The following is a 22,819-nucleotide window of genomic DNA, read 5'->3' as shown; positions in this document are numbered from 1 at the left end:
CTGGCATTAGGGCAAGCCCCCTCCCACAGGTTTTATTTGTGCACAAAAAAGCCCCTCATGTGAGGGGCTTCTTGTTGAGCGCTACCGCATCAGGTCATCTGGATGATGGTCTGCATGATGGTGCTCTGGGTAGAGATGGTCTTGGCGTTCGCCTGGTAGTTGCTCTGGGCCTTGATCAGGTCCACCAGCTCGTTGGTCAGGTTGACGTTGGAGTTCTCCAGGGAGTTGGCCACGATCGAACCCAGGGTGCCGGTTTGCGGGGTGTCAAAGCCCGGCTGGCCGGAGGCGAACGTCTCTCTCCAAGTAGTGCCGCCCGCTGGCTGCAGGCCCTGTTCGTTGTTGAAGCTGGCCAGGGAGAGTTGGCCGATGGCCTTGCTCTGCTGGTTGCTGAATGTAGCGAACAGAACGCCGTTGCCGTCGATTTTCAGGCCGGTAATCTGGCCGGTGGCGTAGCCATCGGTGACCGGTGGGTTACGGTAGCTGGCCGAGTTGTACTGGGTGATGTTGGACATGTTGACGGCAATGCCCGGCTTGTTGGAAGCCGCGCCATTCTCAGTCCACACGCCTTTGACCATGCCACCCGGCTTCCAGTCATTGATGTTCAAGGTGGTGCTGGAGACGCCAGCGGTAACGATGCTTTCCAGTTTGCCGGAGGTATCAAAGGTCAGCGTGGACGGTACAGGCGCCTCGACACCATAGGGGTCGGTGCCGCTGATCGCCGTGCCGTTCGGGTTGCGCCCGTCGATCAGGGTGTAGGAATCCCAAGTGTTGGAGCCGGTTTTCACCATGTACTGCACCATCGAGTGGGCGTTGCCCTGGGTGTCGTACAGCGTGGTGGAGTACTGGGTGTTGAAGCTGTCGGTCTTGGTTGGATCGAACGGGTGCAGCGTCGTATCAATCGGCAAGTCCGAGGAGTTCAGGTTACTGGAGGAGTCCACTTTGGTGGAGGCCTTCGGCGGCAGGTTGGCCAGGTTCAGTTGCAGGTCGACCAGGCCGCCCTTGACGATATTGCCGTCAGCATCAGCGGCATACCCTTGCAGGCGCGAGGTGCCGGTGTTGTTGGTGATGTAGCCGTCTTTATCGGCACGGAAGGCACCGCTGCGGGTGTATTCCAGCGAGCCGTCGCTGGCCTTCTGCACGAAGAAGCCACCGCCCTGGATCGCCATGTCCAGCACGCCGCCGCTGTTGTTGACGTCACCCTGGGTGAACTGCTGAGACACCGCTGCCAGATTCACACCGTTGCCGATGCTGTTCTGCCCAGTACCCAGCTTGGACGCCGCGTAGATGTCGGCGAACTCCGCACGGGACGACTTGAAACCCGTGGTCGCGACGTTGGCGATGTTGTTGCCGGTCACGTCCAGTTGTTTGTTGGCCGCATAGAGGCCGCTAAGGCCGATGTTAAAAGACATGTTTCTCTCCCTCTGCCGTATTTAGCCGGCTCTATGTACCGATAGTCTGAATTTGCGACAGCTTGACGCTGCCCATGCCGCCCGCCAGGTTCAACACCATTTCGCCGCCGGTCTTGCTCAGGGTCACGCTCGTGACCGTGGCCGGCAGCGAGGTCACCAGGGCAACCGAGTCACCCGCGTCATTCTTGGTGGTGGCGTTGAAGGTGTACGTACCCGCAGCGGCCACTTCACCGGCATCGTTCTTGCCGTCCCAGATGAAGTCGGCAGTGCCAGCGCTCTGGGCGCCCATGTCGATGGTGCGAACCACATTGCCGTTGGCGTCGGTGATTTTCACCGAGACGTTGCCGACCGCCGAGGTCACGGCGACCGAACCGGTCATGCTCTTGCTGGTATCCACCAGGGCCTTGTCGGTCTGGGTGATGATCGAACGCCCTACCAACGACGACGCTTGCAGCGCTTGCGACGAGCTGAAGTTGCTGGAAATCGCATTCACCGAGTCGTTCAGGGTGTTGATGCCTTCCAGGCTGCTGAATTGCGCCAGCTGGGCCACGAACGCGCCGTTGTCTTGCGGCGACAGCGGGTTCTGGTTTTTCAGCTGGGTGACCAGCAGTTGCAGGAACGCATCCTTGCCCAGGGACTGATTACCCGTGGCAGCGGAGGCAGTGCTCGCAACGTTGTTCTGGGCGGTGGTGACCTTGGTGTTGAACAGGTCCTGGACCGCGGTGTTGGTTGATGTGGTATCAACGATGGCCATTATTCGGCGCCCCTTATCACTGACCCAGGGTCAGGACCTTCTGCATCATGGTTTTGGCGGTGTTCATCATTTCCGCGTTGGTCTGGAACGAGCGGCTGGCAGAAATCATGTCGGCCATTTCCTCGACCACGTTGACGTTGGGGTAGTAGACATAACCCTTTTCGTTCGCAGCGGGGTGGTTGGGCTCGTAACGGGCTTCGAGGTTGCTCTGGTCTTCGACCACACCAAGCACCTGCACGCCGGAACCGGCATTGCCCTGGTCCTGGAACAGCGAAGCGCTGCCAGCGTTCTGACCGGCCTGGAACATGGTGGCGAACACCGGGTGACGGGCGCGGTAGGTCTGGTCAATGCTCGACGACACGGTCTCGGCGTTGGCGATGTTACTGGCGACGGTGTTCAGACGCGTGGTCTGGGCGCTCATGCCACTACCGGCAATATTGAAAACACTGGACAGGGACATGGCTTACTCTCCACGCAGGGCTGACATCAGCCCTTTGAATTTGCTGTTGAGCAGGGTAAAGCTGGCCTGGAAGTTCACCGAGTTCTCGGCGTAGGCCGATTGCTCCAGCTGGGCGTCGACGGTGTTCTGGTCGATCGACGGCTGCATCGGCGTGCGATACAGCAACGACTCGTCACCATTGCTCAGGCCTTGCGCTTCGATATGACGGCTGTTGGTCATGTTCAAGGCGAAGGTGCCGTTCTTGGTCTTGTCCTGCTGTGCAGCGAGCACGGCGGAGAAGTCCAGGTCCCGAGCCTTGTAGTTCGGGGTGTCGGCGTTGGCAATGTTGTTGGCCAGGACTTCGGCACGCTGGGCGCGGAAGCCCAGGGCTTGTTCGTGGATACCGAGCGCTTTATCGAAGCTGATGCTCATGGCGGAAACCTTTGGGCTGACCTGCTGTTCGTTAACAGGGTTATAGCAAGGTGTGTGCCAGCTTCTGAAAAGCCCGTATTTAAAGGGCCTGGGGAGAGATCGCCGGACGGCAATGCCAGAAAAGCGGCAATGGGCTTCCGCGTGGTGCCAGTAAAGCGGCAATGCGGGTTGCCGCTATTGGAGGGATTGCCGCAAAAACAAATGTGGGAGGGGGCTTGCCCCCGATGGCGGTGTGTCAGTGATAGGTTTATCAACTGAACCACTGCTATCGGGGGCAAGCCCCCTCCCACATTGTGTTACTTGGCCTGGTAGATAATGCCAGGGCTGCACTGCACCATCTGGTAATGATCCGGCAAACCGTTCAGCGCTTCGGACGCACCAAGGAACAGATAGCCACCACGCTTCAACGTGCCATGGATGCGCAACAGGATGTCTTTCTTCACCTCAGCCGAGAAGTAGATCAGCACGTTGCGGCAGAACACCATGTCGAACTTGCCCAGGCTGGCGTAGCTGTCGAGCAGGTTGAACGAGCGGAACTCCACGCGGCTCTTGATCGGCGCCTTGACCGCCCAGCGCCCCGCTCCTTTCGGGTCGAAGTAACGCTGCAGGCGCTCCTGGGACAAACCACGACCCAGGGCCAGGCTGTCGTACTCACCGGTCTTGCAGTTGGTGAGCATGGTGCCGGACAGGTCGGTGGCCACGATTTGCGCACCGGCCTTCAACTGGCCAATGTTGGTCCGCTCGAACTCATCGATGGACATCGAGATCGAGTACGGTTCCTGCCCTGAAGAACAGGCCGCCGACCAGATGCGCAGGCGCTGGCCCGGGCTGGCCTTGATGGCCTCCGGCAGCACTTTGCTCTTGAGCACTTCGAAGGGGTAAGTGTCGCGAAACCACAAGGTTTCGTTGGTGGTCATGGCATCGACCACCATTTCCTTGAGCCCGCTGCGGGGTTGGCCCTGGATGCGCTGGACCAGTTCGCCCAACGACTTGATGCCCTGCTGTTCCATCAGTTTGTTGAGACGGCTGGATACCAGGTACTGCTTGTTTTCACCGAGCAATATGCCACAGGCTTTTTCCAGGAAGACCCGGAACTGTTCGAAATCCAAATTACCCGTAGACAATGATACCGCCTCTTAAATCGTGTGACCGCCAGGGGAAATGCCCCTAGCCGTGATCTGCTGCCTTGATCCGGTCGACTACCCGGGCTGCCAGGTCATCAGGACGGAACTTGGCCAAAAAGTCATCGGCACCGACTTTCTTGACCATCGCCTGGTTGAATACACCCGACAAGGAAGTATGCAGGATGATATGCAATTTTTGCATGCGTGGATCGTTGCGTATCTCGGCCGTGAGGGTGTAACCGTCCATTTCCGGCATCTCGATGTCGGAAATCATCATCAGGAATTCGTCTTCCGGCTTCTTGCCTTCATCGACCAATGCACGCAGGTAATCCAGCGCCTGGCGACCATCATTGAGCGCTACCACCTCAACGCCGACGGTTTGCAGGCAACGGGTCACCTGCTTACGTGCCACCGAGGAATCATCCACCGTCAGCACACGTAGGGAAATCGCCTTGTGGGCCGTCTCGGCATCCACCACTCCCACGGAGATCGACTCCGAGGTGGGCGCGACTTCGGCGAGGATCTTCTCCACGTCGATGATTTCGACCAACTGGTTATCGACCCGCGTCACCGCCGTGAGGTAGTGGTCGCGCCCCGTACCCTTGGGTGGCGGATGGATCTCTTCCCAGTTCATATTGACGATACGTTCCACCGAACGCACCAGGAAACCCTGGGTCTTGGTGTTGTACTCGGTGATGATCACAAACGGGTTTTCACGATCCTGCAAGGCCGGCGAGCCGGTGGCCAATGCCAGGTCGAGAATCGGAATGGTCGCGCCACGGATATTGGCCACGCCGCAGACCACGGGACTGGACTTGGGCATGATCGTCAGCTTGGGGCACTGCAACACTTCCCGCACCTTGAACACGTTGATGCCATATAACTGCTTGCCGTCCAGGCGGAAAAGCAACAACTCCAGGCGATTCTGCCCCACCAGCTGTGTGCGCTGGTTTACTGAATCCATTACACCTGCCATGCCCAGACTCCTACGCTAAAACCTTTGGGGTGCGACGCGTACCGAACACTAAACGGCACGAGCTTTGCTATTTATTGGCCATGGATATTAAAACGACAGTTTCCCGACGCCTTGACCTGACACGGTATTGCAGAGTGCTCTGCACACCGTTGGCGCTGCTTGCCCTGGGCTTTGGCGCCACGGCCCGCGCTGATAACGTCACCTTGCCTGATCTACTTATCGGCGTCACCCAAGGCTTTCTTGAGTTCACTGTAGAAGATTATCTGGCGACCACCCAGACGCCTGGCCGCTATGAAATCCAGGTCAGCCAGCTGGACCCGCGCCTGCGCATGCCCATGTGCGACAAGGAATTGACAGCGACCCTGGAAAGCCCCGCCCAGCCCATCGGCCGCGTGACCGTAAAGGTTCGCTGCGAAGGCGCATCGCCCTGGACCGTGTTTGTGCCGGCCCAGGTCAAGCTGTTCCGGGATGTGGTGGTAGTAGCACGACCGTTGAAACGCACCGGCATCATCGGCTACGAAGACGTGGTGCTGCGCGAGCGGGATATCAGCATGATCAACCAGGGATACTTGACGTCCCTGGACCAGGCCGTCGGGCAAAAACTGACCCGCCCGGTGGTCACTGACCAAGTGATCACCCTTGTGCACCTGGAACAAGCGGAGGTGATCCGCAAGGGCGACCAGGTGGTGATCTCGGCCAGCAGCGGCGCGCTGAACGTGAAAATGCCAGGCGAAGCGCTGTCCAACGGCGGTATGAGCGAGCAGATCCGGGTGAAGAACCTCAATTCCAATCGCGTGATCAAGGCCCGGGTCACCGCCCCCGGCCAGGTCGAGGTGGCTTTATAGATTACTGGTATCAGACGCCAGCTTTTCCTACACTGTCGACTGGATGTCGGCCTGTGCAGTTTATTGTCGATCGAGCCTAAAGTTTGTCCGGGTATGGCCGAAAACATGGCAAGCGTCCAAATACCCAGAGGTTTTTTATTATGGTCATCGATTTCAGTCGTTTAAATAATTCCCAGGCTTTGCCCGGCAGCACACGCACCACCGGCGCCAAAGACAGCGTCGAAGCCAAGTCGGCCGTGCCCGCCAAGGCAGAACAGGCCAGTGCCAGCCAGAGCGGGGAATCCGTACACCTGAGCAATGAGGCTCAACAGTTGCAGAAGGTCACTGACTCGCTGCGCGATCAACCGGTTGTCAACAAAGCCCGCGTGGCCGAATTGAAACAGGCAATCGCCGATGGCAGCTATAAAGTCGACAGCAACCGTGTAGCCAGCAAGCTGCTTAATTTCGAAGCCGAGCGCTAGGCAAAGGCCTGCGCCGGGCTTTTGGACGCTTAAACCCCAAGGCCAGCCATGCACCACGACGAAAATCTGCTTCAACTGATCATTGATGATCTAGCGCCGACGCAACATTTGCTCGAGCTGCTCAAGGAAGAATCCCTGGCCCTTTATGGCCGGGACATGCCGCTGCTGGAAGATATTCTGGCGCGCAAGCAGTCGCTGATTGTCCTGCTGGAACAGCACGGCAAAAAGCGTAGCCAAATCCTCATCAGCCTCGGCCTGCCGGCAGACCACGACGGTCTGGCGCAGTTGGCCAGTCACTCCTCGGTCGGCGATCAACTGCTGGCCCAGAGCAAAGCCCTCAATCATTTGCTCACCCAGTGCCAGGAAGCCAACCTGCTCAACGGTCAGTCGATCCAGCTTCAACAAGCTACGACCGCCAACCAGTTGCGTATACTTCACGGCGGAGAGCCTCCGGCGCTGTATAACGCCCAAGGCTCCACCTCGCGCCTGGTCAAGCCAAGCACCCGCAGCCAAGCCTGATGCCGGTTTGCAGTGCGCCCTATCCAAGGCGCGCCACATGCTGGCAAAATGCCTGCTCTTGCGTGTAGTCGTATTTTGTCTGGAGATGGAAGAACCGTGTTCAACGCCCTTAATGCGGAAGATGCACCGCAGCCACCCAAGGTCCTCACCACGCCTCTGGAAATCGCCAGCACCTTGCGGATGCTGCAAGACAGCCACGACCCGCTGATCATCACCTTCCACGAACGCAGCCAACGCTTCCAGAGTTACCTAGTGGATGTCGATCGCGACAGCGGCACCGTCGCCCTGGACGAGATGATCCCGCGCGACGGCGAACGCCACCTCGAAAACGGCGAGCCCTTCCGCATCGAAGGCTTCCACGACGGCGTGCGCGTAGCCTGGGAAAGCAGCGGCACCATGACCATCAGCGAAAAAGATGGCCACCGCATTTACACCGGCAGCATGCCGGACGAGGTGGTTTACCATCAGCGTCGCAATGCCTTCCGCGCCGCGCTGAAATTGGCGCAACTGGTCAATATCGAAATGGGCGGTGAGAAGCTCAAGGCGCCTATCGGCGGCAAGCTGCTGGATATTTCCGCTACCGGCTGCAAACTGCGCTTTGAAGGGGATATCTCTGAGCGCCTGCAACTGGGCCAGGTCTACGACCGTTTTATCGCCGCCTTGCCCTTTGGCAGCATGACCACGTCCGTCGAGCTGCGTTACCTGCACTTCGAAGAGAAGATCAACACGACATTTGCCGGCGTGCGCTTTCACAACATGAGCGGCCTGGTGCAGCGCCAGGTCGAGCGCTTTGTGTACCAACTGCAACGTGAAGCGCGGCGCTTCGATAAAGACGACGATTTCTAAGCGCTTGCCGCATAAAAAAACGGGCAGATCCTGATGGGATCTGCCCGTTTTTGCTTTCAGGGGCGCGCCCTGCTCAAGTCATGGGGATGGTCGTCCGGGTCGGGATGCTCCGATGGCGTTTCGGTTACCGGCTCATCGACCGCAGGTTCTGGCTCAGGCGCCGGCTCAGGAGTTGTCTGCATCTGATCTTGCACGACCTGCTCGTCTACACGTGGGTCGAGTGCAGCCACCAGTGGTGAGCTGGACATGCTGTCAGGCATCGCCACGTGCTGCAGCGGCGCGTCGTCCACCTGATGCAGATTGGTGACCGCCTTCGGCCGGATACGCCATACCAAAATCAACGCGCACAGGCTGAAAAACGCATACAGCATGTGGCTGCCGAACAGCTTCATCACCACACCCGCCAACAACGGCCCGACGCTGGCGCCGATGCCATAGGTCACCAGCAACATGGCGGTCAGCGATACGCGGCGATCGCCTTCCACATGGTCGTTGGAAAACGCCACCGCCAGCGGATACAGGCAGAACTGCACCAACGAACACACGAAGCCGGCCACGAACAGCACCTCCAGGGGCACATTGGTCAGCACTGCCAACGGCAATGCGGCCACCGCCAAACAAAGGGCGAAGCAACGAATCAGCAAGGCGCGATCATAACGGTCCGACAGCCAGCCCAACGGCCACTGCACCAACAGGCCCGCAAAAATGCAGCTACCCATGAACAGACCCACCTGCTCGGTAGTCAAGCCCTGCTGCGCAGCATAGAGCGGCGCCAGACCATAGAACGAACCGACGATCAACCCAGCGCCCAATACCGTACTAAGCGACTGCGGCACACGCTTGATAAAGAAGCGCGGCTCCATCGGCGCAGGATGCAAAGGTGCCGGGTGAATGCGACGGGTCATGGCGACCGGCACCAGGCACAGCGCAAAGCACAGCGCCACCAGCATCAGCAACTCCAGACCCAACTCAGGGTGCATGACCAGTATGAGTTGACCCAGCACCAGACCCAGGTAGGACGCGATCATATAGCCGCTGAACACCACACCACGCTGCTTGGCGTCGGCCTGCTCGTTGAGCCAACTCTCGATGACCATGTACTGGCACATCATCCCCAGGCCCACGATCATCCGCAGTACGATCCAGGCCGGCAACCAATTCACCAACCCATGCCCCAGCACCGCCGCGCCAACGATCCCGGCACAGGTAGCGTACGCACGAATGTGCCCGACCCGGGCAATCAGGCGGTGCCCGATCTTGCCGCCCAGCACCAGGCCGAAGTAGTTGGCCGCCATCAGCGCACCCACCCACAGGCTGTCGACATGGTCGGCGGCCAGGCGCAAGGCGAGGTAAGTACTGAGCAGGCCGGAGCCGATCAGCATCATCAAGGAGGCGAAATAAAGGGCTCGAAAAGATTTCCAGATCTGGCGCATCGGCGTTCCGAGCGGCTCCTTGCGGTGAGGGACAGGGCTACCGGCATGATAGTCCGGGGTGAGCGTATCCGGACAGGCGGTATGTGCTGTTTCCGGGGATTATTTTGCTTAAGGTCAGACGCCACACTCCTGCTGTGAACGCTGATCACCGCCAAGGTTCGACCCACCTTTAGGACGCCCACAAAAAAGCCCCGCCAGACAATTCTGTGCGGGGCTTTGAAGATGGTGTCCCAGGGCCGGTTCGAACGGCCAACCTTCCCCTTAGGAGGGGGATGCTCTATCCAATTGAGCTACTAGGACCAATGTCGGCCAGCTGGCCAAGGGCACGGCGACGGACGGCGTGCATGTTAACGGCCAAGGTGGGTTTTGTCATGTCGTCCGTAGGCTTTTTGAGTGTAGGCCGATCCCTGCGCGTACGGTCGGGGTTTCGCCCCGTAAACACGGACACTTGAGCCCATCGTGCAAAATGCACTCACCCAAAATGCCAGCATTGCAAATTGCAACCTATCAAGCATTTAAAGTAGACTCAAACCATTGATTTTATTGAAATAATAGATTGGCACAAGACCTGCAATACTTCTCTGACAAGACCCATCCAGCCACGGCGTCAAGCGGAGAACATGACCATGAACAGTGCCCTTCTGTTAGGCCTTAACGCCGTAGCCCTGGCTGCATTGGTGACGTTTCACCTTCAAACGACTGGCAGCAACGACCCTGCGCAAATCAGCCAGGCCGTGCCTCACCACTTGCAGCAACGCCCTCAGCTGGCAGTGATGACACCTGACGCACAGTCGCCGGTACGCCTGACCCAAGGCACCCAGGCCCCTACATCCGAACATTGGGTATTCTGAGGCAAACACTCATGAGCAAATCTGCCTGGCTATTCTTGAGCCTGACCATTATCACTGCGGTTGCAGGCCTGAGTACCGACTCTGCAGATGGGCAGACCACTGCGTTTGTCGCTGCGGGTCTATCCTCAAGCCTGTTACTGATCACCTTGATCGTAGGCCGTCGCATCAAATTCGATCCAATCCTGCGCTAACCCCCCCCTCCCCGACCTTATGTCGCCTCGCACTCGCAAATCGGCAAAATGCCACTAGTCTTAAACCTAGGGGCAAATGGCCACTTTGCTATAGGATGTGCGGCCTAAAACCCTGTTGCGGCCTGTAGTTACGGGAAGTTCCCTTGCGGAGTGACTCGTTGAAAAGATTTCCAACCAGTCCGCAAAAATGTAAATGAGTGCTGGCATAAAGCCTTTAGGCAGTTCAATATTTGTCACAGAATTGACGCCAAGGAAATGTCAAATCTGAGGCATGATGCGGCCTCTTTGCAATTCAGGTTGAACATTTGGCCGCGAGCCTTGTCCTAACACACATCTTGCGGCCAATTCCAAAAACCGCTCCCCTGAACTAACCGGTTAAATATATGCGCCCATTGAAACAGGCAATTTATTCCAGCCGTACGGCTGACAAGTTCGTCGTACGTCTGCCAGACGGAATGCGGGAACGCATTGCCGAGGTGGCTCGCAATCATCACCGCAGCATGAACTCCGAAATCATCGCGCGCCTGGAACAGAGCCTTATTCAGGAAGGTGCGCTGGGTGACGAGTTGAGCATGCGCCTGGACAGCCCTGAGCTGTCACTGCACGAACGCGAACTGCTGCAGCGTTTTCGTCAGCTCTCCCACCGCCAGCAAAATGCTCTCGTCTCGCTTATCGCGCACGACGTTGAGGCGGCCGCAGAAGCCAATTAATCTGCAACTGAAAGCCGAAGCCAGCCATGTGCTGGCTTTTTTTTGCGTGGAATTTGAGGACTGCCCCCCCAAAGCTAGGACCTTTGTAGTGAGCGGGCTTGCCCCGCGCTGGGTGGCGAAGCCACCCTAAACCCAGGCACCGCGGCATTTCAGGAAGACCGAGGTGGATGGATTTGGGGCGGCTTCGCCACCCAGCGCGGGGCAAGCCCGCTCACTACAGAAGCAGTGTATCTAGGGGGTCAGAGCAGGAAGATGGTTGCCAATCCCAGGAAGATAAAGAAGCCACCACTATCAGTCATGGCAGTGATCATCACGCTGGCACCCATTGCCGGGTCGCGTCCCAGGCGTGCCAGGGTCATGGGGATCAATACCCCCATCAGCGCAGCCAGCAGCAAGTTCAGGGTCATGGCGGCCGTCATCACGACACCCAGGGACCAACTGCCATACAGGAAGTAGGCCACTACACCAATTACCCCGCCCCATACGAGGCCATTGATCAAGCCTACCGCCAGTTCCTTGCGCAGCAAACGCGATGAATTGGCGGTACTCACTTGGTCCAGCGCCATGGCGCGCACGATCATGGTGATCGTTTGGTTACCCGAGTTGCCGCCGATCCCGGCCACAATCGGCATCAACGCCGCAAGAGCCACCAGCTTCTCGATAGAGCCTTCAAACAGCCCAATCACTCGCGAAGCGATAAAGGCCGTGATCAGGTTGATGGCCAGCCAGGCCCAGCGGTTATGCAGCGAACGCCAGACCGAGGCAAAAATATCTTCCTCTTCACGCAAACCCGCCATGTTGAGGACTTCGGTTTCGCTCTCTTCACGAATCAGGTCGACCATTTCATCGATGGTCAGACGGCCGATCAGCTTGCCGTTCTTGTCGACCACCGGGGCCGAGATCAAGTCATAACGCTCAAACGCCTGGGCGGCCTCGTAAGCGTCTTCGTCCGGATGAAAACTCACCGGGTCACTGGCCATTACCTCGGCGACTTTCTTCTCCGGATCGTTGACCAACAAACGCTTGATCGGCAGTACGCCCTTGAGGATGCCTTCGTAGTCGACCACAAACAGTTTGTCGGTATGGCCTGGCAATTCTTTGAGACGGCGCAGGTAACGCAGCACCACTTCCAGGCTGACGTCTTCGCGGATGGTGACCATCTCGAAGTCCATCAGGGCGCCGACCTGATCCTCGTCGTAGGACAGCGCCGAGCGCACGCGCTCACGCTGCTGGCCGTCCAGAGCCTCCATCAGCTCATGCACGACGTCTCGCGGCAGCTCAGGGGCCAGGTCAGCGAGTTCGTCGGCATCCATCTCCTTGGCTGCGGCCAGGAGCTCGTGATCGTCCATGTCGGCGATCAGGGTTTCACGAACCGAGTCGGATACTTCGAGGAGGATGTCGCCGTCGCGATCCGCCTTGACCAACTGCCAGAGGGTCAGACGGTCATCCAGCGGCAGGGCTTCAAGGATGTAGGCAACGTCGGCGGAGTGCAGGTCATCGAGCTTGCGTTGCAACTCGACGAGGTTTTGCCGGTGAACCAGGTTTTCGACCAGGTTGTTATTCGGGCCATCCTGGCGGTGCGTGAGGTCTTCGACCACGCGCTGGCGCTGCAGCAGCTCGATGACTTGAGCCAGGCGATCCTGCAGGCTTTCTTGTGTTTTCTTTACTTCTACTTCGGTCATAGGCGAACTCCACTCCCAGCAGCGGGGCACGCCGGAAGGATCAATCAGTCAATTCATGATTGGTAAAGCGGGGTACTGAGCAACTACTGGGTAAGTCCATGGAGGTATTCCACAAGCCCCGGCGGGGCTGACGGGCGCAATGATACACGCTGCGCCGACTTTAAACGTCAAAAAACTGGAAAGAACAAGCGCTTGCGACACAAAGCTGAGCTTAGGCCGCATCTATGAACTGCGACGACGCAGCCCGAAAGGAAAACACATGACACGAGATGAAAAGACCAAACCCCAGACGGCAAAAAGCCCGCACTAGGCGGGCTTTTTGTTTGTATGGTGCACTCGACAGGATTCGAACCTGTGACCGCTCGGTTCGTAGCCGAGTACTCTATCCAGCTGAGCTACGAGTGCAGATTGTGTTTTTAGACCAGATCACAACTGGTTGAAGCCAAGTCACCTGCATTGCTGCAACTGACTCTTAAATGGTGCACTCGACAGGATTCGAACCTGTGACCGCTCGGTTCGTAGCCGAGTACTCTATCCAGCTGAGCTACGAGTGCATTTGTTGCCGCGCATTATAGGCCGTTAAATCTCTATGTAAAGCGTTTTTTTCGTTTAATTTCAACAACTTACGAAAAAAACCAGATTGCAACGTACTAAGCAAATAATGGCGGAGAACGGGGGATTCGAACCCCCGACACCCTTTTGAGGTGTACTCCCTTAGCAGGGGAGCGCCTTCGGCCACTCGGCCAGCTCTCCGCAACACGGGGCGTATATTAACCACGTTCATCCCCGTTTGCAAACATAAAAAACGATAAAAATTAAAGGCTTGGTTCTTCGTCCTTCTCTTTCTTGATCCGCAGGTAGATTTCCTCGCGGTGGACCGCTACCTCTTTCGGAGCGTTAACCCCGATACGCACTTGATTGCCTTTGACGCCGAGCACGGTCACGGTGATTTCGCCATCACCGATAATCAGGCTTTCTGCGCAACGACGAGTCAGAATCAGCATACCTTTCTCCTCACGCATTTCATTTCAGGAACAACAGTCTGCAAAAAAAAGGCCTTCGACCTACAACCCAAAGGCCGTAGCCCTACCCGCCTAAGTATTGTCGAGCCCACGCAAAAGAACATGCGCCCTACAAAAAAAGGAAAGGCGCGGTAAACCGCGCCTTCCTGGCACTACTTGATCACTCGCCCTGTCGGGCCGGAGCGTCCAGCTCGAACGCGGTATGCAGCGCGCGTACAGCCAATTCCAGGTACTTCTCTTCGATCACCACCGAGACTTTGATTTCCGACGTGGAGATCATCTGGATGTTGATGCTTTCCTTGGCCAGGGCCTCGAACATACGGCTGGCAACACCAGCGTGGGAACGCATGCCCACGCCTACGATCGACACCTTGGCGATCTTGGTATCGCCAACCACTTCACGAGCAGAGATCTCGCGCGCGGTGTTCTCCAGGATCTTCAGCGCCGCATCGTACTCGTTGCGGTGCACGGTGAAGGTGAAATCGGTGGTGTTATCGTGCGAAACGTTCTGCACGATCATGTCGACTTCGATGTTCGCGCCGCTGATAGGGCCCAGGATCTTGAAGGCCACGCCCGGGGTGTCTGGCACGCCACGGATGGTCAGCTTGGCTTCATCACGGTTGAAAGCGATACCGGAAATGATCGGCTGTTCCATGGATTCCTCTTCATCAATAGTAATGAGGGTGCCCGGACCCTCTTTGAAGCTGTGCAATACGCGCAGCGGAACGTTGTACTTGCCGGCGAATTCCACCGCACGGATCTGCAACACCTTGGAACCGAGGCTGGCCATTTCCAGCATCTCTTCGAAGGTGATCTTGTCTAGGCGCTGGGCCACGGACACCACACGTGGGTCGGTGGTGTAGACACCGTCCACATCGGTGTAGATCTGGCATTCATCGGCCTTGAGGGCCGCTGCCAGCGCCACGCCGGTGGTGTCCGAACCGCCACGCCCCAAGGTGGTGATGTTGCCGTGTTCGTCCACACCCTGGAAGCCTGCTACAACTACCACGCGCCCGGCTTTCAGATCAGTACGAATTTTCTGATCGTCAATCTGCAGGATGCGCGCCTTGGTATGCGCGCTGTCGGTGAGGATGCGCACCTGGCTGCCAGTGTAGGACACCGCCGGCACACCCCGCTTGTTCAGCGCCATGGCCAGCAAGGCGATCGTCACCTGCTCACCGGTGGAAACAATCACATCCAGCTCACGCGGCAGCGGCGCTTGATCACCGCTGATGGCCTTGGCCAGGTCGATCAGGCGATTGGTCTCGCCGCTCATGGCCGACAGCACCACCACCAGGTCGTCGCCGGCATCGCGGAATTTCTTAACCTTGTCGGCCACCTGCTCGATTCTTTCGACAGAGCCGACCGAGGTGCCTCCAAATTTTTGTACGATCAAAGCCATTTCTAAGCCGCCTCAGCCCGTAAAGGGGCGCCTAATATCCAATCCACCAGCACTGCATAAGCCCGCGACTAGACCACGGGCCGGTTAACAGTGCCTTAAATACCTGCCTCGACAAACGGCACGGTCAGGGCCAGGGCCGCGTCCAGGGCATTGGCGTCTACACCACCGCCTTGCGCCATGTCCGGACGACCACCGCCCTTCCCGCCCACTGCCGCAGCGGCTTGCTTCATCAAATCACCGGCCTTGAGTTGGCCAGTCAGGTCTTTGGTTACACCGGCAACCAGAACGACCTTATCCTCATGGACACTGCCGAGCAGGATCACTGCGCGGCCGAGCTTGTTCTTCAACTGATCGACCAGCGCCAACAGCGCCTTGCCGTCCTGACCGTCCAGGCGTGCGGCCAAGACCTTCACGTCCTTGACGTTCACCGCAGCGGCCGACAGGTCGTCGCCCGCAGCGCTGGCTGCCTTGGCTTGCAACTGCTCCAGCTGTTTCTCCAGCGCACGGTTGCGCTCCAGCACAGCGGACAGCTTGTCGATCAGGTTGTCACGGCTGCCCTTGACCAGGGTCGCCGCTTCCTTGAGTTGTTCTTCTGCCGCATTCAGGTAGGCCAGGGCCGCAGCGCCGGTCACCGCCTCGATACGACGCACGCCGGAGGCGACGCCGCCTTCGCTGATGATTTTCAGCAGGGCGATATCGCCGGTGCGGTTGGCGTGGATACCGCCACACAGTTCCACCGAGAAGTCGCCACCCATGCTCAGTACGCGCACGCTGTCACCGTACTTCTCGCCGAACAGCGCCATGGCGCCCTTGGCCTTGGCGGTCTCGATGTCGGTTTCTTCGGTCTGCACCGGGGTGTTCTTGCGGATCTCGGCGTTGACGATATCTTCCAGGGCCTTGATCTGCTCCGGCTTGATCGCTTCGAAGTGACTGAAGTCAAAACGCAGGCGCTGACTGTCGACCAACGAACCCTTCTGCTGTACGTGCTCGCCCAGTACCTGGCGCAGCGCAGCGTGCAGCAAGTGCGTGGCCGAGTGGTTCAGCGCAGTGGCGTGGCGTACGTCAGCATCGACCTGGGTATCCACCGGCGCACCAACGGTCAATGCGCCCAGCACCAATACGCCGTGGTGCAGGAACGCGCCGCCGGTCTTGGTGGTATCGCGCACTTCAAAACGACCGGATGTCGAGCTCAGGAAACCACAGTCACCGACCTGACCGCCGGATTCGGCGTAGAACGGCGTCTGGTCCAGGACCACAACAGCTTCATCCCCTTCATTCAAGACGTCGACCGATTTGCCATCTTTATAGAGGGCCACGATCTTGGCCGAACCCACGGTGGCGCTGTAGCCGGTGAACTCGGTTGGTACGTCAACCTTGACCAGGGTGTTGTAGTCCAGGCCAAAGGAACTGGCGGAACGAGCGCGCACACGCTGGGCTTCCATCTCACGCTCAAAACCGGCTTCGTCGATGGTCAGCTCGCGCTCACGGGCGATGTCGGCGGTCAGGTCCATCGGGAAACCGTAGGTGTCATACAGTTTGAACACCACGTCGCCCGGTACCACAGTGCCTTTCAGCTCAGCCAGATCCTGCTCGAGGATTTTCAGGCCGTGCTCCAGAGTCTTGGAGAACTGTTCTTCTTCGGCCTTGAGCACGCGCTCGATGTTGGCTTGCTGCTGCTTGAGTTCCGGGAAGGCTTCGCCCATCTCGGCAACCAGTGCGGCAACGATCTTGTAGAAGAAGCTGCCGGTGGCACCCAGCTTGTTACCGTGACGGCAAGCGCGGCGGATGATACGGCGCAGCACATAACCACGGCCTTCGTTCGACGGCAGCACGCCATCGGCAATCAGGAAGCCGCAGGAACGAATGTGGTCCGATACCACCTTGAGCGACGACTGGTTTTCATTGGCGCAACCAATGGCCGCCGCCGAAGCGCTGAGCAGGTTGGTGAACAGGTCGATTTCGTAGTTGGAATGCACGTGCTGCATCACCGCACTGATCCGCTCCAGGCCCATGCCGGTATCCACCGACGGCGCTGGCAATGGATGCAACACGCCGTCGGCGGTGCGGTTGAACTGCATGAAGACGTTGTTCCAGATCTCGATGTAGCGGTCGCCGTCTTCTTCCGGCGAGCCCGGCGGGCCGCCCCAGATGTCGGCGCCGTGGTCGTAGAAGATCTCGGTGCACGGGCCGCAAGGGCCGGTATCGCCCATGGTCCAGAAGTTGTCGGAAGCGTACGGCGCGCCTTTGTTGTCGCCGATGCGGATCATGCGCTCTTGCGGCACGCCGATTTCTTTGGTCCAGATGTCATACGCTTCATCGTCGGTGGCGTAGACGGTAACCCAGAGTTTTTCCTTCGGCAGCTTCAGCACGCCAGTCAGGAAGGTCCAGGCGAAGGTGATCGCGTCTTTCTTGAAGTAGTCACCAAAGCTGAAGTTACCCAGCATTTCAAAGAAGGTGTGGTGACGGGCGGTGTAACCGACGTTTTCCAGGTCGCTGTTCTTACCGCCGGCCCGCACGCACTTCTGGCTGCTGGTAGCTCGGGTGTAGGCACGTTTTTCCTGACCCAGGAAGCAGTCCTTGAACTGGTTCATCCCCGCGTTAGTGAACAGCAGGGTGGGGTCATTGCCTGGGATCAAGGAGCTGGAGGCGACACGGGTGTGACCTTGCTCTTCGAAGAAGCGAAGGAAGGCTTCACGGATTTCTGCGCTTTTCATTAGGTTCTTCCACGGAGGCTGCGGCCAAAGGCCAGTGCGCAACATCATCAGACGGAGCGACGGCAAAGGGCCGCATTATATCGGCCCTTTGCCGGGGGTACAGCGTGTTTATGCGATAGAGCGGTTCAATTAGACGGTCTGCACGCTCATTTGCGAGAAAATTCGATGAATGTCGCCAGCACCTGTTCAATCTGCGCACGGCTGACATCCAGATGGGTGACCATGCGCAGGCGTGGCGCGGCGCTCAGCTTGATCCCGCGCTCGGCGGCAAAAGCCTTCAAGGCCTGGGCCTGATCACCAATCTGCACGTAGACCATATTGGTCTGCACCGGCTCCACCTCATAACCGGCCTTGCGCAACTCATCTCCCAGCCATTGGGCGTTGGCATGGTCATCGGCCAGGCGCTGCACCTGGTGATCCAGCGCATACAGCCCCGCCGCAGCCAGGGAACCGGCCTGGCGCATGCCGCCGCCGACCATCTTGCGCAGGCGTCGCGCCTTGGCGATCAACGCCGTGGAACCGCACAGCACCGAACCTATTGGCGCACCCAGTCCCTTAGACAGACACACCGACACCGAATCGAAGTGCTGGGCAATTTCCCGCGCATCCACCCCCAACTTGACCGCCGCGTTGTAAATCCGCGCGCCGTCCAAGTGCAGGGCCAGGCCGTGCTCACGGGTAAACGCCCGCGCCTTGGCCAGGTATTCCAGCGGCAGCACCTTGCCCTGCATGGTGTTTTCCAGCGCCAGCAGGCGCGTGCGGGCAAAGTGGAAGTCATCGGGCTTGATCGCCGCCAGCACATCGTCCAGGTCGAGGGAGCCATCCGCCTGCACTTCCAGCGGCTGGGGCTGGATCGAACCGAGCACCGCCGCGCCACCGCCTTCGTATTTGTAGGTGTGGGCCTGCTGGCCGACGATGTATTCCTCGCCGCGCTCACAGTGGGCCATCAGCGCCAGCAAGTTGCTCATGGTGCCGGTGGGCACGAACAACGCGGCGACAAACCCCAGGCGCTTGGCCAGTTCGGCTTCGAGATGGTTGACGCTGGGGTCTTCGCCATACACGTCATCGCCGCTGGCGGCAGTGGCCATGGCATCCCGCATGCCGGGGGTGGGTTGGGTCACGGTGTCGCTGCGCAGGTCGATCACAGACATGAAACAAGCCTCTGAGGGTTGGGTAGGTTCCTTTTCAGAGTGATTACTGCGGGCAAAGCCGCGCAATATCAAGCCCCGTGCGCATTCAATCGAATACCAACCAAACAAACCGATATAGCTTATCGATACGACGGTCGTGCAGTTTTGGAAAAACCGTGTTAAAAACTCTCCGCCGCCAGGGTTCTGGCGGCAACGTTCTCAGGGCGGGGTGTAATTCCCCACCGGCGGTAATTGCACGCAACGTGCATAGCCCGCGAGCGCTTGGCGCCTTGAACTGCTCACGCAGGACGGCGACAAGGTCAGCAGACCCGGTGTGATCCCGGGGCCGACGGTCATAGTCCGGATGAAGAGAGAACGGGATTGGCACCTAAGGGCCGCTTGTCTTGCGCACCCTTAAAATCCCATTCGATTCATAACGCCCTGTTTTTTTCTTAAACAGGAGTCAGAACATGCAACCTACCGCCATCGACAGCAAAGCCAAACATCACCACGGCGAACGTATCGCGTTTATCCAGGCCTGTTGGCACAAGGATATTGTCGACCAATCCCGTAAAGGCTTCCTCGCCGAAATCATCGCCCAGGGCTACCAGGAATCGGACATCGATTTCTTCGAAGTCGGCGGCGCCTTTGAAATGCCCCTGCACGCCAAGCTGCTGGCCAAGACCGGCCGTTACGCCGGTATCGTCGCTGCCGCGCTGGTGGTGGACGGTGGTATCTACCGTCACGAATTCGTCGCCCAATCGGTGGTCAGCGGCCTGATGCAGGTGCAGCTGGAAACTGAAGTGCCGGTGTTCTCGGTGTCCCTGACCCCGCATCACTTCCATGCGGGCAGCGAGCACCACGCGTTCTTCTTCGATCATTTCGTGCACAAGGGCCAGGAAGCGGCCAAGACTTGCGCGGATACCCTGCAAAAAGTACGCGCGATTCGTCGTAGCGAGCCACGGGCTGTAGCGGTCTAAATAACACCGCGAAACATATGTGGGAGGGGGCTTGCCCCCGATGGCGGTGGGTCAGCTACAGATAAGCTGGCTGACACACTGCTATCGGGGGCAAGCCCCCTCCCACATTTGGATCCGGTTAAGGCTGAGATCTACGCCAATCCCGCATCCGTGGTCGGCACAATCAAGATGCCCGCTCGCAACCCATTCTTGACCTTCGGGTTGGGGAAGATAATGCGCGCCCCCTCCTCCTCGATCACCCAAAGGGTCTTGGCCACATCTTCGGCCAGCAAGTAGCCCTTTTTTAACTCTGAAAAGTTCTCCACGTCCGCCGGCAAATGCAGGAGGAAGGCGTCACTGTGCTTGATGACTTCCCGTGCAACAGCGAACAGCTTAAGACCATCGAGTGTACCGGCCTCAGGCTCGGTGCCTTCGATGATCTGCTTGAGGCGCGTCTCCAGGCGTGACACATCTACGCCCTGGTTCTGCCCGAACGGACGCGCCTTGCCCAACTCCAGGGTAAAGGCCTCGGCGTCCAGTTGTTCGTAGGTAAACGCGGTGAAGGTGATGGAGGTCTTGTTCTGCAACAACACCGCTTCCATGCCGGCGGCACGCAGACGCTCCAACTCACGACGGGAGTGCTGGCGCCCGGCCTTCCACGGGTACAGGGCAAACTGCTCGATCTTCGAACCGCGAATGGCGGTGTGCAGGTCGTAATGCAGGCGCAAACGGTCGGGCAGACTAAAAAAGCTGCGGGCCAGTTGCTCAAGCTCGGCGGCGCGCATGGCCTCCGGGCCGATGTTTTGTTCGTGACGGCCGTTGAACAGCCGGTTGACGTCCAGCTCCAGGTAACGCTCGCCGCGGCGCATGGCCTCGGGGTTGCCGAACAGGAACAGAATACGGTTGCGGGGCTTGATCTCTCCACGGGCAATGCCATGCAACAGGCGGTCGAGCAATTCGATCGGTGCGGTTTCGTTGCCATGGATGCCCGACGACAACAGCAGGTCGCTGCCGTTGTCCTTGCCCTGCGGCGGGCGCACTTCGAGTGCGCCCTCGCTGAGCCAGCGCATCTGCACGCCGTCGACAGTCAGTTGAATTTTTTGCGCCGGTTCGCGACCGGCGAGGGTCAGTTCAAGCAGTTTGCCGAGGGCGAGCATAGGGTGCTTCCTTAGTGGTTGCAGTCCGGACCGTGGACGTGACCTTCATCATCGCCGACGTCGGCCGGTTCCATTTCCAGTTGCAGGCTCATCAGGTTGGTGGCCAGCGGGCGCATCAGCAGGTTGGCGTACTCGGCGTCGCCTTCTTCCACGTCCACACCGATCAGCAGTTGGCCACGGCCGTCGTGCTGGATCCAGATTTCCTTGCCCTGCCAGACCACGGCGACGCGGGTGCAGGAAGTTTCCAGCTGGGTGCCGTCGGTGTCTTCAAGGATCAGTTTCAGGGTGTCGGTGGTCATATATAGCTCTCAGCCATGTGGCTTCAATTGATTTGGAAAGGATAAACCGAGCCCAGTTTAAGGATTTGCGTCAGTTCATCCAGTGCCGTCCGGCACTCAAGCAGCAATTGCGGGTCAGCCAGGTCGCTTTCGCGCAGGCTGTCGCGGTAGTGCTGGTTAACCCATTGGGTCAGCGTGTCGTACAACGGCGCGGTCATGATAACGCCTGGATTCACCGCCGCCAGTTCGGTTTCGTTCAACGCCACGCGCAAACGCAGGCAGGCCGGGCCGCCGCCGTTTTGCATGCTTTGCTTGAGGTCGAAGACTTTGACTTCGCGGATCAGCCCACCGGAGGCGGTCAGGCCTTGCAGGTAATTCCACACGCGTTCGTTGGCGCGGCACTCTTCCGGCACGATCAGCAGCATTGAGCCGTCGGCGCGGGTCAACAGTTGGCTGTTGAACAGGTAGGAACGCACCGCGTCCTCGACGCTGACCAGCGCGCGGGGCACGCACACCGACTGAAAGTTGCCGCCCAGCTTGCCCAACTTGCCCTGCAATTCGCCGAGCATCTGTTCGGTATTGAGGAAGGCGTCCTCGTGATAGAACAACACCTCGCCGTTACCCACTGCGATCACGTCGTTATGGAACACACCGGCATCGATCACCGCCGGGTTCTGCTGGGCGTAGACCACGCCGTCGTCCTTCAAACCGTGCAAACGCGCAACGGCCTGGGAGGCTTCGAGAGTCTGGCGCGCCGGGTACTTCTGCGGTGCCGGGTAGCGGGGGTCGAACGCACTGCGGCCGAATACGAAAAACTCGACGCCCGCTTCGCCGTACTCACGGCAGAAACGCGTGTGGTTGGCCGCGCCTTCGTCGCCGAACTGCGACACCGCTGGTAACGCAGCGTGATGAGCGAAATGCTTGGCGTCGGCAAACATCGCCCCCAGCACACGACTGGTGGTCGGGTGTTCGATGCTGCGGTGGTATTTGCAATTGAGGTTGGCGGCAGTGAAATGCACGCGGCCGTCGGCCGTGTCGGCGCTTGGGCTGACGGTGGCGGCGTTGGCCACCCACATGCTCGATGCGGAGCAACTGGCGACCAGCAGTGGCATCGCGTCCTTGGCTGCGCGCTGGATCACCTGGGCATCAGTGCCGCTGAAACCGAGGCTGCGCAAGGCGGCCACGTCCGGGCGTTCCTGAGGCGCCAGTACCCCTTGCACAAAGCCCATGTCCATCAGGGCCTTCATTTTTTGCAGGCCCTGCAACGCCGCTTCCTTGGGGTTGGAATGCTGCTGGCTGTTGCTCTGGGACGCGACGTTGCCGAAGGACAAACCGCCGTAGTTATGGGTCGGCCCCACTAGACCGTCAAAATTGACTTCATAGGATTTCATCGGCGAGGCTCCACGAACATCTGTTTTTATAGGCTTCAAAAAGTCTTCAGTACACCGCTGTTCAAATGTGGGAGGGGGCTTGCCCCCGATAGCA

General features: G+C 58.8%; 23 protein-coding genes, 4 tRNA genes and 1 riboswitch. Of the genes, 8 read left to right on the top strand and 19 right to left on the bottom strand.

All coding sequences use genetic code 11. The annotated features are described in order from the left end of the window. Positions 1–89: 89 nt before the first annotated feature. The 6 genes from flgE to DYL61_RS24665 all read right to left on the bottom strand — a co-directional run bounded on the left by flgE (position 90) and on the right by DYL61_RS24665 (position 5,134). Positions 90–1,409: a flagellar hook protein FlgE gene (gene flgE, locus DYL61_RS24690; protein WP_135310500.1), complete on the bottom strand. Its 1,320-nt coding sequence runs from the start codon at positions 1,407–1,409 to the stop codon at positions 90–92. Positions 1,410–1,440: 31 nt separating this feature from the next. Further along, positions 1,441–2,163, bottom strand: coding sequence for a flagellar hook assembly protein FlgD (gene flgD / locus DYL61_RS24685; RefSeq protein ID WP_135310499.1), 723 nt, complete (start codon positions 2,161–2,163; stop codon positions 1,441–1,443). A gap of 16 nt (positions 2,164–2,179) precedes the next feature. Beyond that, a complete protein-coding gene (flgC, locus tag DYL61_RS24680; RefSeq protein WP_105699303.1) occupies positions 2,180–2,623 on the bottom strand; it encodes a flagellar basal body rod protein FlgC in 444 nt (147 codons plus the stop codon). Between the two features lie 3 nt (positions 2,624–2,626). Further along, positions 2,627–3,034: a flagellar basal body rod protein FlgB gene (flgB, locus tag DYL61_RS24675; RefSeq protein WP_010208346.1), complete on the bottom strand. Its 408-nt coding sequence runs from the start codon at positions 3,032–3,034 to the stop codon at positions 2,627–2,629. A 296-nt stretch (positions 3,035–3,330) separates the two neighbouring features. Next, on the bottom strand, positions 3,331–4,158 hold the full coding sequence (cheR, locus tag DYL61_RS24670) for a protein-glutamate O-methyltransferase CheR (RefSeq protein ID WP_105699305.1): 828 nt from the start codon (positions 4,156–4,158) through the stop codon (positions 3,331–3,333). Positions 4,159–4,201: 43 nt separating this feature from the next. After that, on the bottom strand, positions 4,202–5,134 hold the full coding sequence (locus DYL61_RS24665; RefSeq protein ID WP_105699306.1) for a chemotaxis protein CheV: 933 nt from the start codon (positions 5,132–5,134) through the stop codon (positions 4,202–4,204). Positions 5,135–5,214: 80 nt separating this feature from the next. Here DYL61_RS24665 and flgA point away from each other — a divergent pair, with 80 nt between their 5' ends. From flgA to DYL61_RS24645, 4 genes are all read left to right on the top strand, one after another. Beyond that, positions 5,215–5,979, top strand: coding sequence for a flagellar basal body P-ring formation chaperone FlgA (flgA, locus tag DYL61_RS24660; protein ID WP_105699307.1), 765 nt, complete (start codon positions 5,215–5,217; stop codon positions 5,977–5,979). A 140-nt stretch (positions 5,980–6,119) separates the two neighbouring features. Next, entirely contained in the window at positions 6,120–6,440 is a 321-nt protein-coding gene (gene flgM, locus DYL61_RS24655; protein ID WP_105699308.1) for a flagellar biosynthesis anti-sigma factor FlgM, read from the top strand. A gap of 48 nt (positions 6,441–6,488) precedes the next feature. After that, entirely contained in the window at positions 6,489–6,959 is a 471-nt protein-coding gene (locus DYL61_RS24650; RefSeq protein ID WP_135310498.1) for a flagella synthesis protein FlgN, read from the top strand. A 96-nt stretch (positions 6,960–7,055) separates the two neighbouring features. Then, positions 7,056–7,805 (top strand): flagellar brake protein, encoded by a 750-nt coding sequence (locus DYL61_RS24645; RefSeq protein ID WP_135310497.1) that lies wholly within the window; start codon positions 7,056–7,058, stop codon positions 7,803–7,805. A gap of 56 nt (positions 7,806–7,861) precedes the next feature. Here the strand turns inward: DYL61_RS24645 and DYL61_RS24640 are convergent, their stop codons facing one another. Beyond that, complete coding sequence (locus DYL61_RS24640) at positions 7,862–9,238, bottom strand: MFS transporter (protein ID WP_135310496.1); 1,377 nt, start codon at positions 9,236–9,238, stop codon at positions 7,862–7,864. A gap of 223 nt (positions 9,239–9,461) precedes the next feature. Next, positions 9,462–9,538, bottom strand: a tRNA-Arg gene (locus DYL61_RS24635). A 326-nt stretch (positions 9,539–9,864) separates the two neighbouring features. Here DYL61_RS24635 and DYL61_RS24630 point away from each other — a divergent pair. The 3 genes from DYL61_RS24630 to DYL61_RS24620 all read left to right on the top strand — a co-directional run bounded on the left by DYL61_RS24630 (position 9,865) and on the right by DYL61_RS24620 (position 10,990). After that, positions 9,865–10,089, top strand: a complete 225-nt coding sequence (locus tag DYL61_RS24630; protein WP_135310495.1) for a hypothetical protein — start codon at positions 9,865–9,867, stop codon at positions 10,087–10,089. A gap of 11 nt (positions 10,090–10,100) precedes the next feature. Beyond that, positions 10,101–10,280 (top strand): PA3371 family protein, encoded by a 180-nt coding sequence (locus tag DYL61_RS24625; RefSeq protein ID WP_135310494.1) that lies wholly within the window; start codon positions 10,101–10,103, stop codon positions 10,278–10,280. Positions 10,281–10,663: 383 nt separating this feature from the next. After that, a complete protein-coding gene (locus tag DYL61_RS24620) occupies positions 10,664–10,990 on the top strand; it encodes an Arc family DNA-binding protein (protein WP_003175643.1) in 327 nt (108 codons plus the stop codon). A gap of 239 nt (positions 10,991–11,229) precedes the next feature. Here DYL61_RS24620 and mgtE read toward each other — a convergent pair whose 3' ends face one another. The 8 genes from mgtE to ltaE form a co-directional block, all read right to left on the bottom strand. After that, complete coding sequence (mgtE, locus tag DYL61_RS24615) at positions 11,230–12,672, bottom strand: magnesium transporter (RefSeq protein WP_135310493.1); 1,443 nt, start codon at positions 12,670–12,672, stop codon at positions 11,230–11,232. A 328-nt stretch (positions 12,673–13,000) separates the two neighbouring features. Next, positions 13,001–13,077 (bottom strand) — tRNA-Arg (locus tag DYL61_RS24610). Between the two features lie 72 nt (positions 13,078–13,149). After that, a tRNA-Arg gene (locus DYL61_RS24605) sits at positions 13,150–13,226 on the bottom strand. A 108-nt stretch (positions 13,227–13,334) separates the two neighbouring features. Beyond that, a tRNA-Ser gene (locus tag DYL61_RS24600) sits at positions 13,335–13,425 on the bottom strand. A gap of 62 nt (positions 13,426–13,487) precedes the next feature. After that, positions 13,488–13,676 (bottom strand): carbon storage regulator CsrA, encoded by a 189-nt coding sequence (csrA, locus tag DYL61_RS24595; protein ID WP_003175645.1) that lies wholly within the window; start codon positions 13,674–13,676, stop codon positions 13,488–13,490. A 178-nt stretch (positions 13,677–13,854) separates the two neighbouring features. After that, positions 13,855–15,096, bottom strand: a complete 1,242-nt coding sequence (locus DYL61_RS24590; protein ID WP_105699315.1) for an aspartate kinase — start codon at positions 15,094–15,096, stop codon at positions 13,855–13,857. 95 nt (positions 15,097–15,191) lie between these two features. Continuing rightward, complete coding sequence (alaS, locus tag DYL61_RS24585) at positions 15,192–17,810, bottom strand: alanine--tRNA ligase (RefSeq protein WP_135310492.1); 2,619 nt, start codon at positions 17,808–17,810, stop codon at positions 15,192–15,194. A 146-nt stretch (positions 17,811–17,956) separates the two neighbouring features. Next, a complete protein-coding gene (gene ltaE, locus DYL61_RS24580; protein ID WP_135310491.1) occupies positions 17,957–18,961 on the bottom strand; it encodes a low-specificity L-threonine aldolase in 1,005 nt (334 codons plus the stop codon). 190 nt (positions 18,962–19,151) lie between these two features. Continuing rightward, a riboswitch (FMN riboswitch) is annotated at positions 19,152–19,321 on the top strand. 89 nt (positions 19,322–19,410) lie between these two features. On the opposite strand from ltaE, the gene DYL61_RS24575 reads away from it, so the two are divergent. Beyond that, the gene (locus DYL61_RS24575; protein WP_135310490.1) at positions 19,411–19,920 is read left to right on the top strand and encodes a 6,7-dimethyl-8-ribityllumazine synthase; all 510 of its coding nucleotides are present in this window, start codon (positions 19,411–19,413) and stop codon (positions 19,918–19,920) included. Between the two features lie 131 nt (positions 19,921–20,051). Here the strand turns inward: DYL61_RS24575 and astE are convergent, their stop codons facing one another. From astE to astB, 3 genes are read right to left on the bottom strand one after another with little or no spacing between them, the layout of a single operon-like run. Continuing rightward, positions 20,052–21,056 carry a succinylglutamate desuccinylase gene (astE, locus tag DYL61_RS24570; RefSeq protein WP_135310489.1) on the bottom strand — a complete coding sequence of 335 codons (1,005 nt, stop codon included), beginning with the start codon at positions 21,054–21,056 and terminating at the stop codon, positions 20,052–20,054. Positions 21,057–21,067: 11 nt separating this feature from the next. Beyond that, positions 21,068–21,355 carry a topoisomerase II gene (locus DYL61_RS24565; protein ID WP_105699320.1) on the bottom strand — a complete coding sequence of 96 codons (288 nt, stop codon included), beginning with the start codon at positions 21,353–21,355 and terminating at the stop codon, positions 21,068–21,070. Positions 21,356–21,378: 23 nt separating this feature from the next. Continuing rightward, entirely contained in the window at positions 21,379–22,725 is a 1,347-nt protein-coding gene (gene astB, locus DYL61_RS24560) for an N-succinylarginine dihydrolase (RefSeq protein ID WP_135310488.1), read from the bottom strand. Positions 22,726–22,819: the final 94 nt, after the last annotated feature.

Origin of the sequence: Pseudomonas nabeulensis (assembly GCF_004682045.1) — a bacterium.
Lineage (GTDB): Bacteria > Pseudomonadota > Gammaproteobacteria > Pseudomonadales > Pseudomonadaceae > Aquipseudomonas > Aquipseudomonas nabeulensis.
This window is presented reverse-complemented; position numbering and strand designations above follow the sequence as displayed.

Excerpts from the sequence above, each read along its gene's own strand:
- flgE (WP_135310500.1), bottom strand. The coding sequence starts at position 1,409 with ATGTCTTTTAACATCGGCCTTAGCGGCCTCTATGCGGCCAACAAACAA.
- flgD (WP_135310499.1), bottom strand. The coding sequence starts at position 2,163 with ATGGCCATCGTTGATACCACATCAACCAACACCGCGGTCCAGGACCTG.
- flgC (WP_105699303.1), bottom strand. The coding sequence starts at position 2,623 with ATGTCCCTGTCCAGTGTTTTCAATATTGCCGGTAGTGGCATGAGCGCC.
- flgB (WP_010208346.1), bottom strand. The coding sequence starts at position 3,034 with ATGAGCATCAGCTTCGATAAAGCGCTCGGTATCCACGAACAAGCCCTG.
- DYL61_RS24665 (WP_105699306.1), bottom strand. The coding sequence starts at position 5,134 with ATGGCAGGTGTAATGGATTCAGTAAACCAGCGCACACAGCTGGTGGGG.
- flgA (WP_105699307.1), top strand. The coding sequence starts at position 5,215 with ATGGATATTAAAACGACAGTTTCCCGACGCCTTGACCTGACACGGTAT.
- flgM (WP_105699308.1), top strand. The coding sequence starts at position 6,120 with ATGGTCATCGATTTCAGTCGTTTAAATAATTCCCAGGCTTTGCCCGGC.
- DYL61_RS24650 (WP_135310498.1), top strand. The coding sequence starts at position 6,489 with ATGCACCACGACGAAAATCTGCTTCAACTGATCATTGATGATCTAGCG.
- DYL61_RS24640 (WP_135310496.1), bottom strand. The coding sequence starts at position 9,238 with ATGCGCCAGATCTGGAAATCTTTTCGAGCCCTTTATTTCGCCTCCTTG.
- DYL61_RS24630 (WP_135310495.1), top strand. The coding sequence starts at position 9,865 with ATGAACAGTGCCCTTCTGTTAGGCCTTAACGCCGTAGCCCTGGCTGCA.
- DYL61_RS24625 (WP_135310494.1), top strand. The coding sequence starts at position 10,101 with ATGAGCAAATCTGCCTGGCTATTCTTGAGCCTGACCATTATCACTGCG.
- DYL61_RS24620 (WP_003175643.1), top strand. The coding sequence starts at position 10,664 with ATGCGCCCATTGAAACAGGCAATTTATTCCAGCCGTACGGCTGACAAG.
- mgtE (WP_135310493.1), bottom strand. The coding sequence starts at position 12,672 with ATGACCGAAGTAGAAGTAAAGAAAACACAAGAAAGCCTGCAGGATCGC.
- csrA (WP_003175645.1), bottom strand. The coding sequence starts at position 13,676 with ATGCTGATTCTGACTCGTCGTTGCGCAGAAAGCCTGATTATCGGTGAT.
- DYL61_RS24590 (WP_105699315.1), bottom strand. The coding sequence starts at position 15,096 with ATGGCTTTGATCGTACAAAAATTTGGAGGCACCTCGGTCGGCTCTGTC.
- alaS (WP_135310492.1), bottom strand. The coding sequence starts at position 17,810 with ATGAAAAGCGCAGAAATCCGTGAAGCCTTCCTTCGCTTCTTCGAAGAG.
- ltaE (WP_135310491.1), bottom strand. The coding sequence starts at position 18,961 with ATGTCTGTGATCGACCTGCGCAGCGACACCGTGACCCAACCCACCCCC.
- DYL61_RS24575 (WP_135310490.1), top strand. The coding sequence starts at position 19,411 with ATGCAACCTACCGCCATCGACAGCAAAGCCAAACATCACCACGGCGAA.
- astE (WP_135310489.1), bottom strand. The coding sequence starts at position 21,056 with ATGCTCGCCCTCGGCAAACTGCTTGAACTGACCCTCGCCGGTCGCGAA.
- DYL61_RS24565 (WP_105699320.1), bottom strand. The coding sequence starts at position 21,355 with ATGACCACCGACACCCTGAAACTGATCCTTGAAGACACCGACGGCACC.
- astB (WP_135310488.1), bottom strand. The coding sequence starts at position 22,725 with ATGAAATCCTATGAAGTCAATTTTGACGGTCTAGTGGGGCCGACCCAT.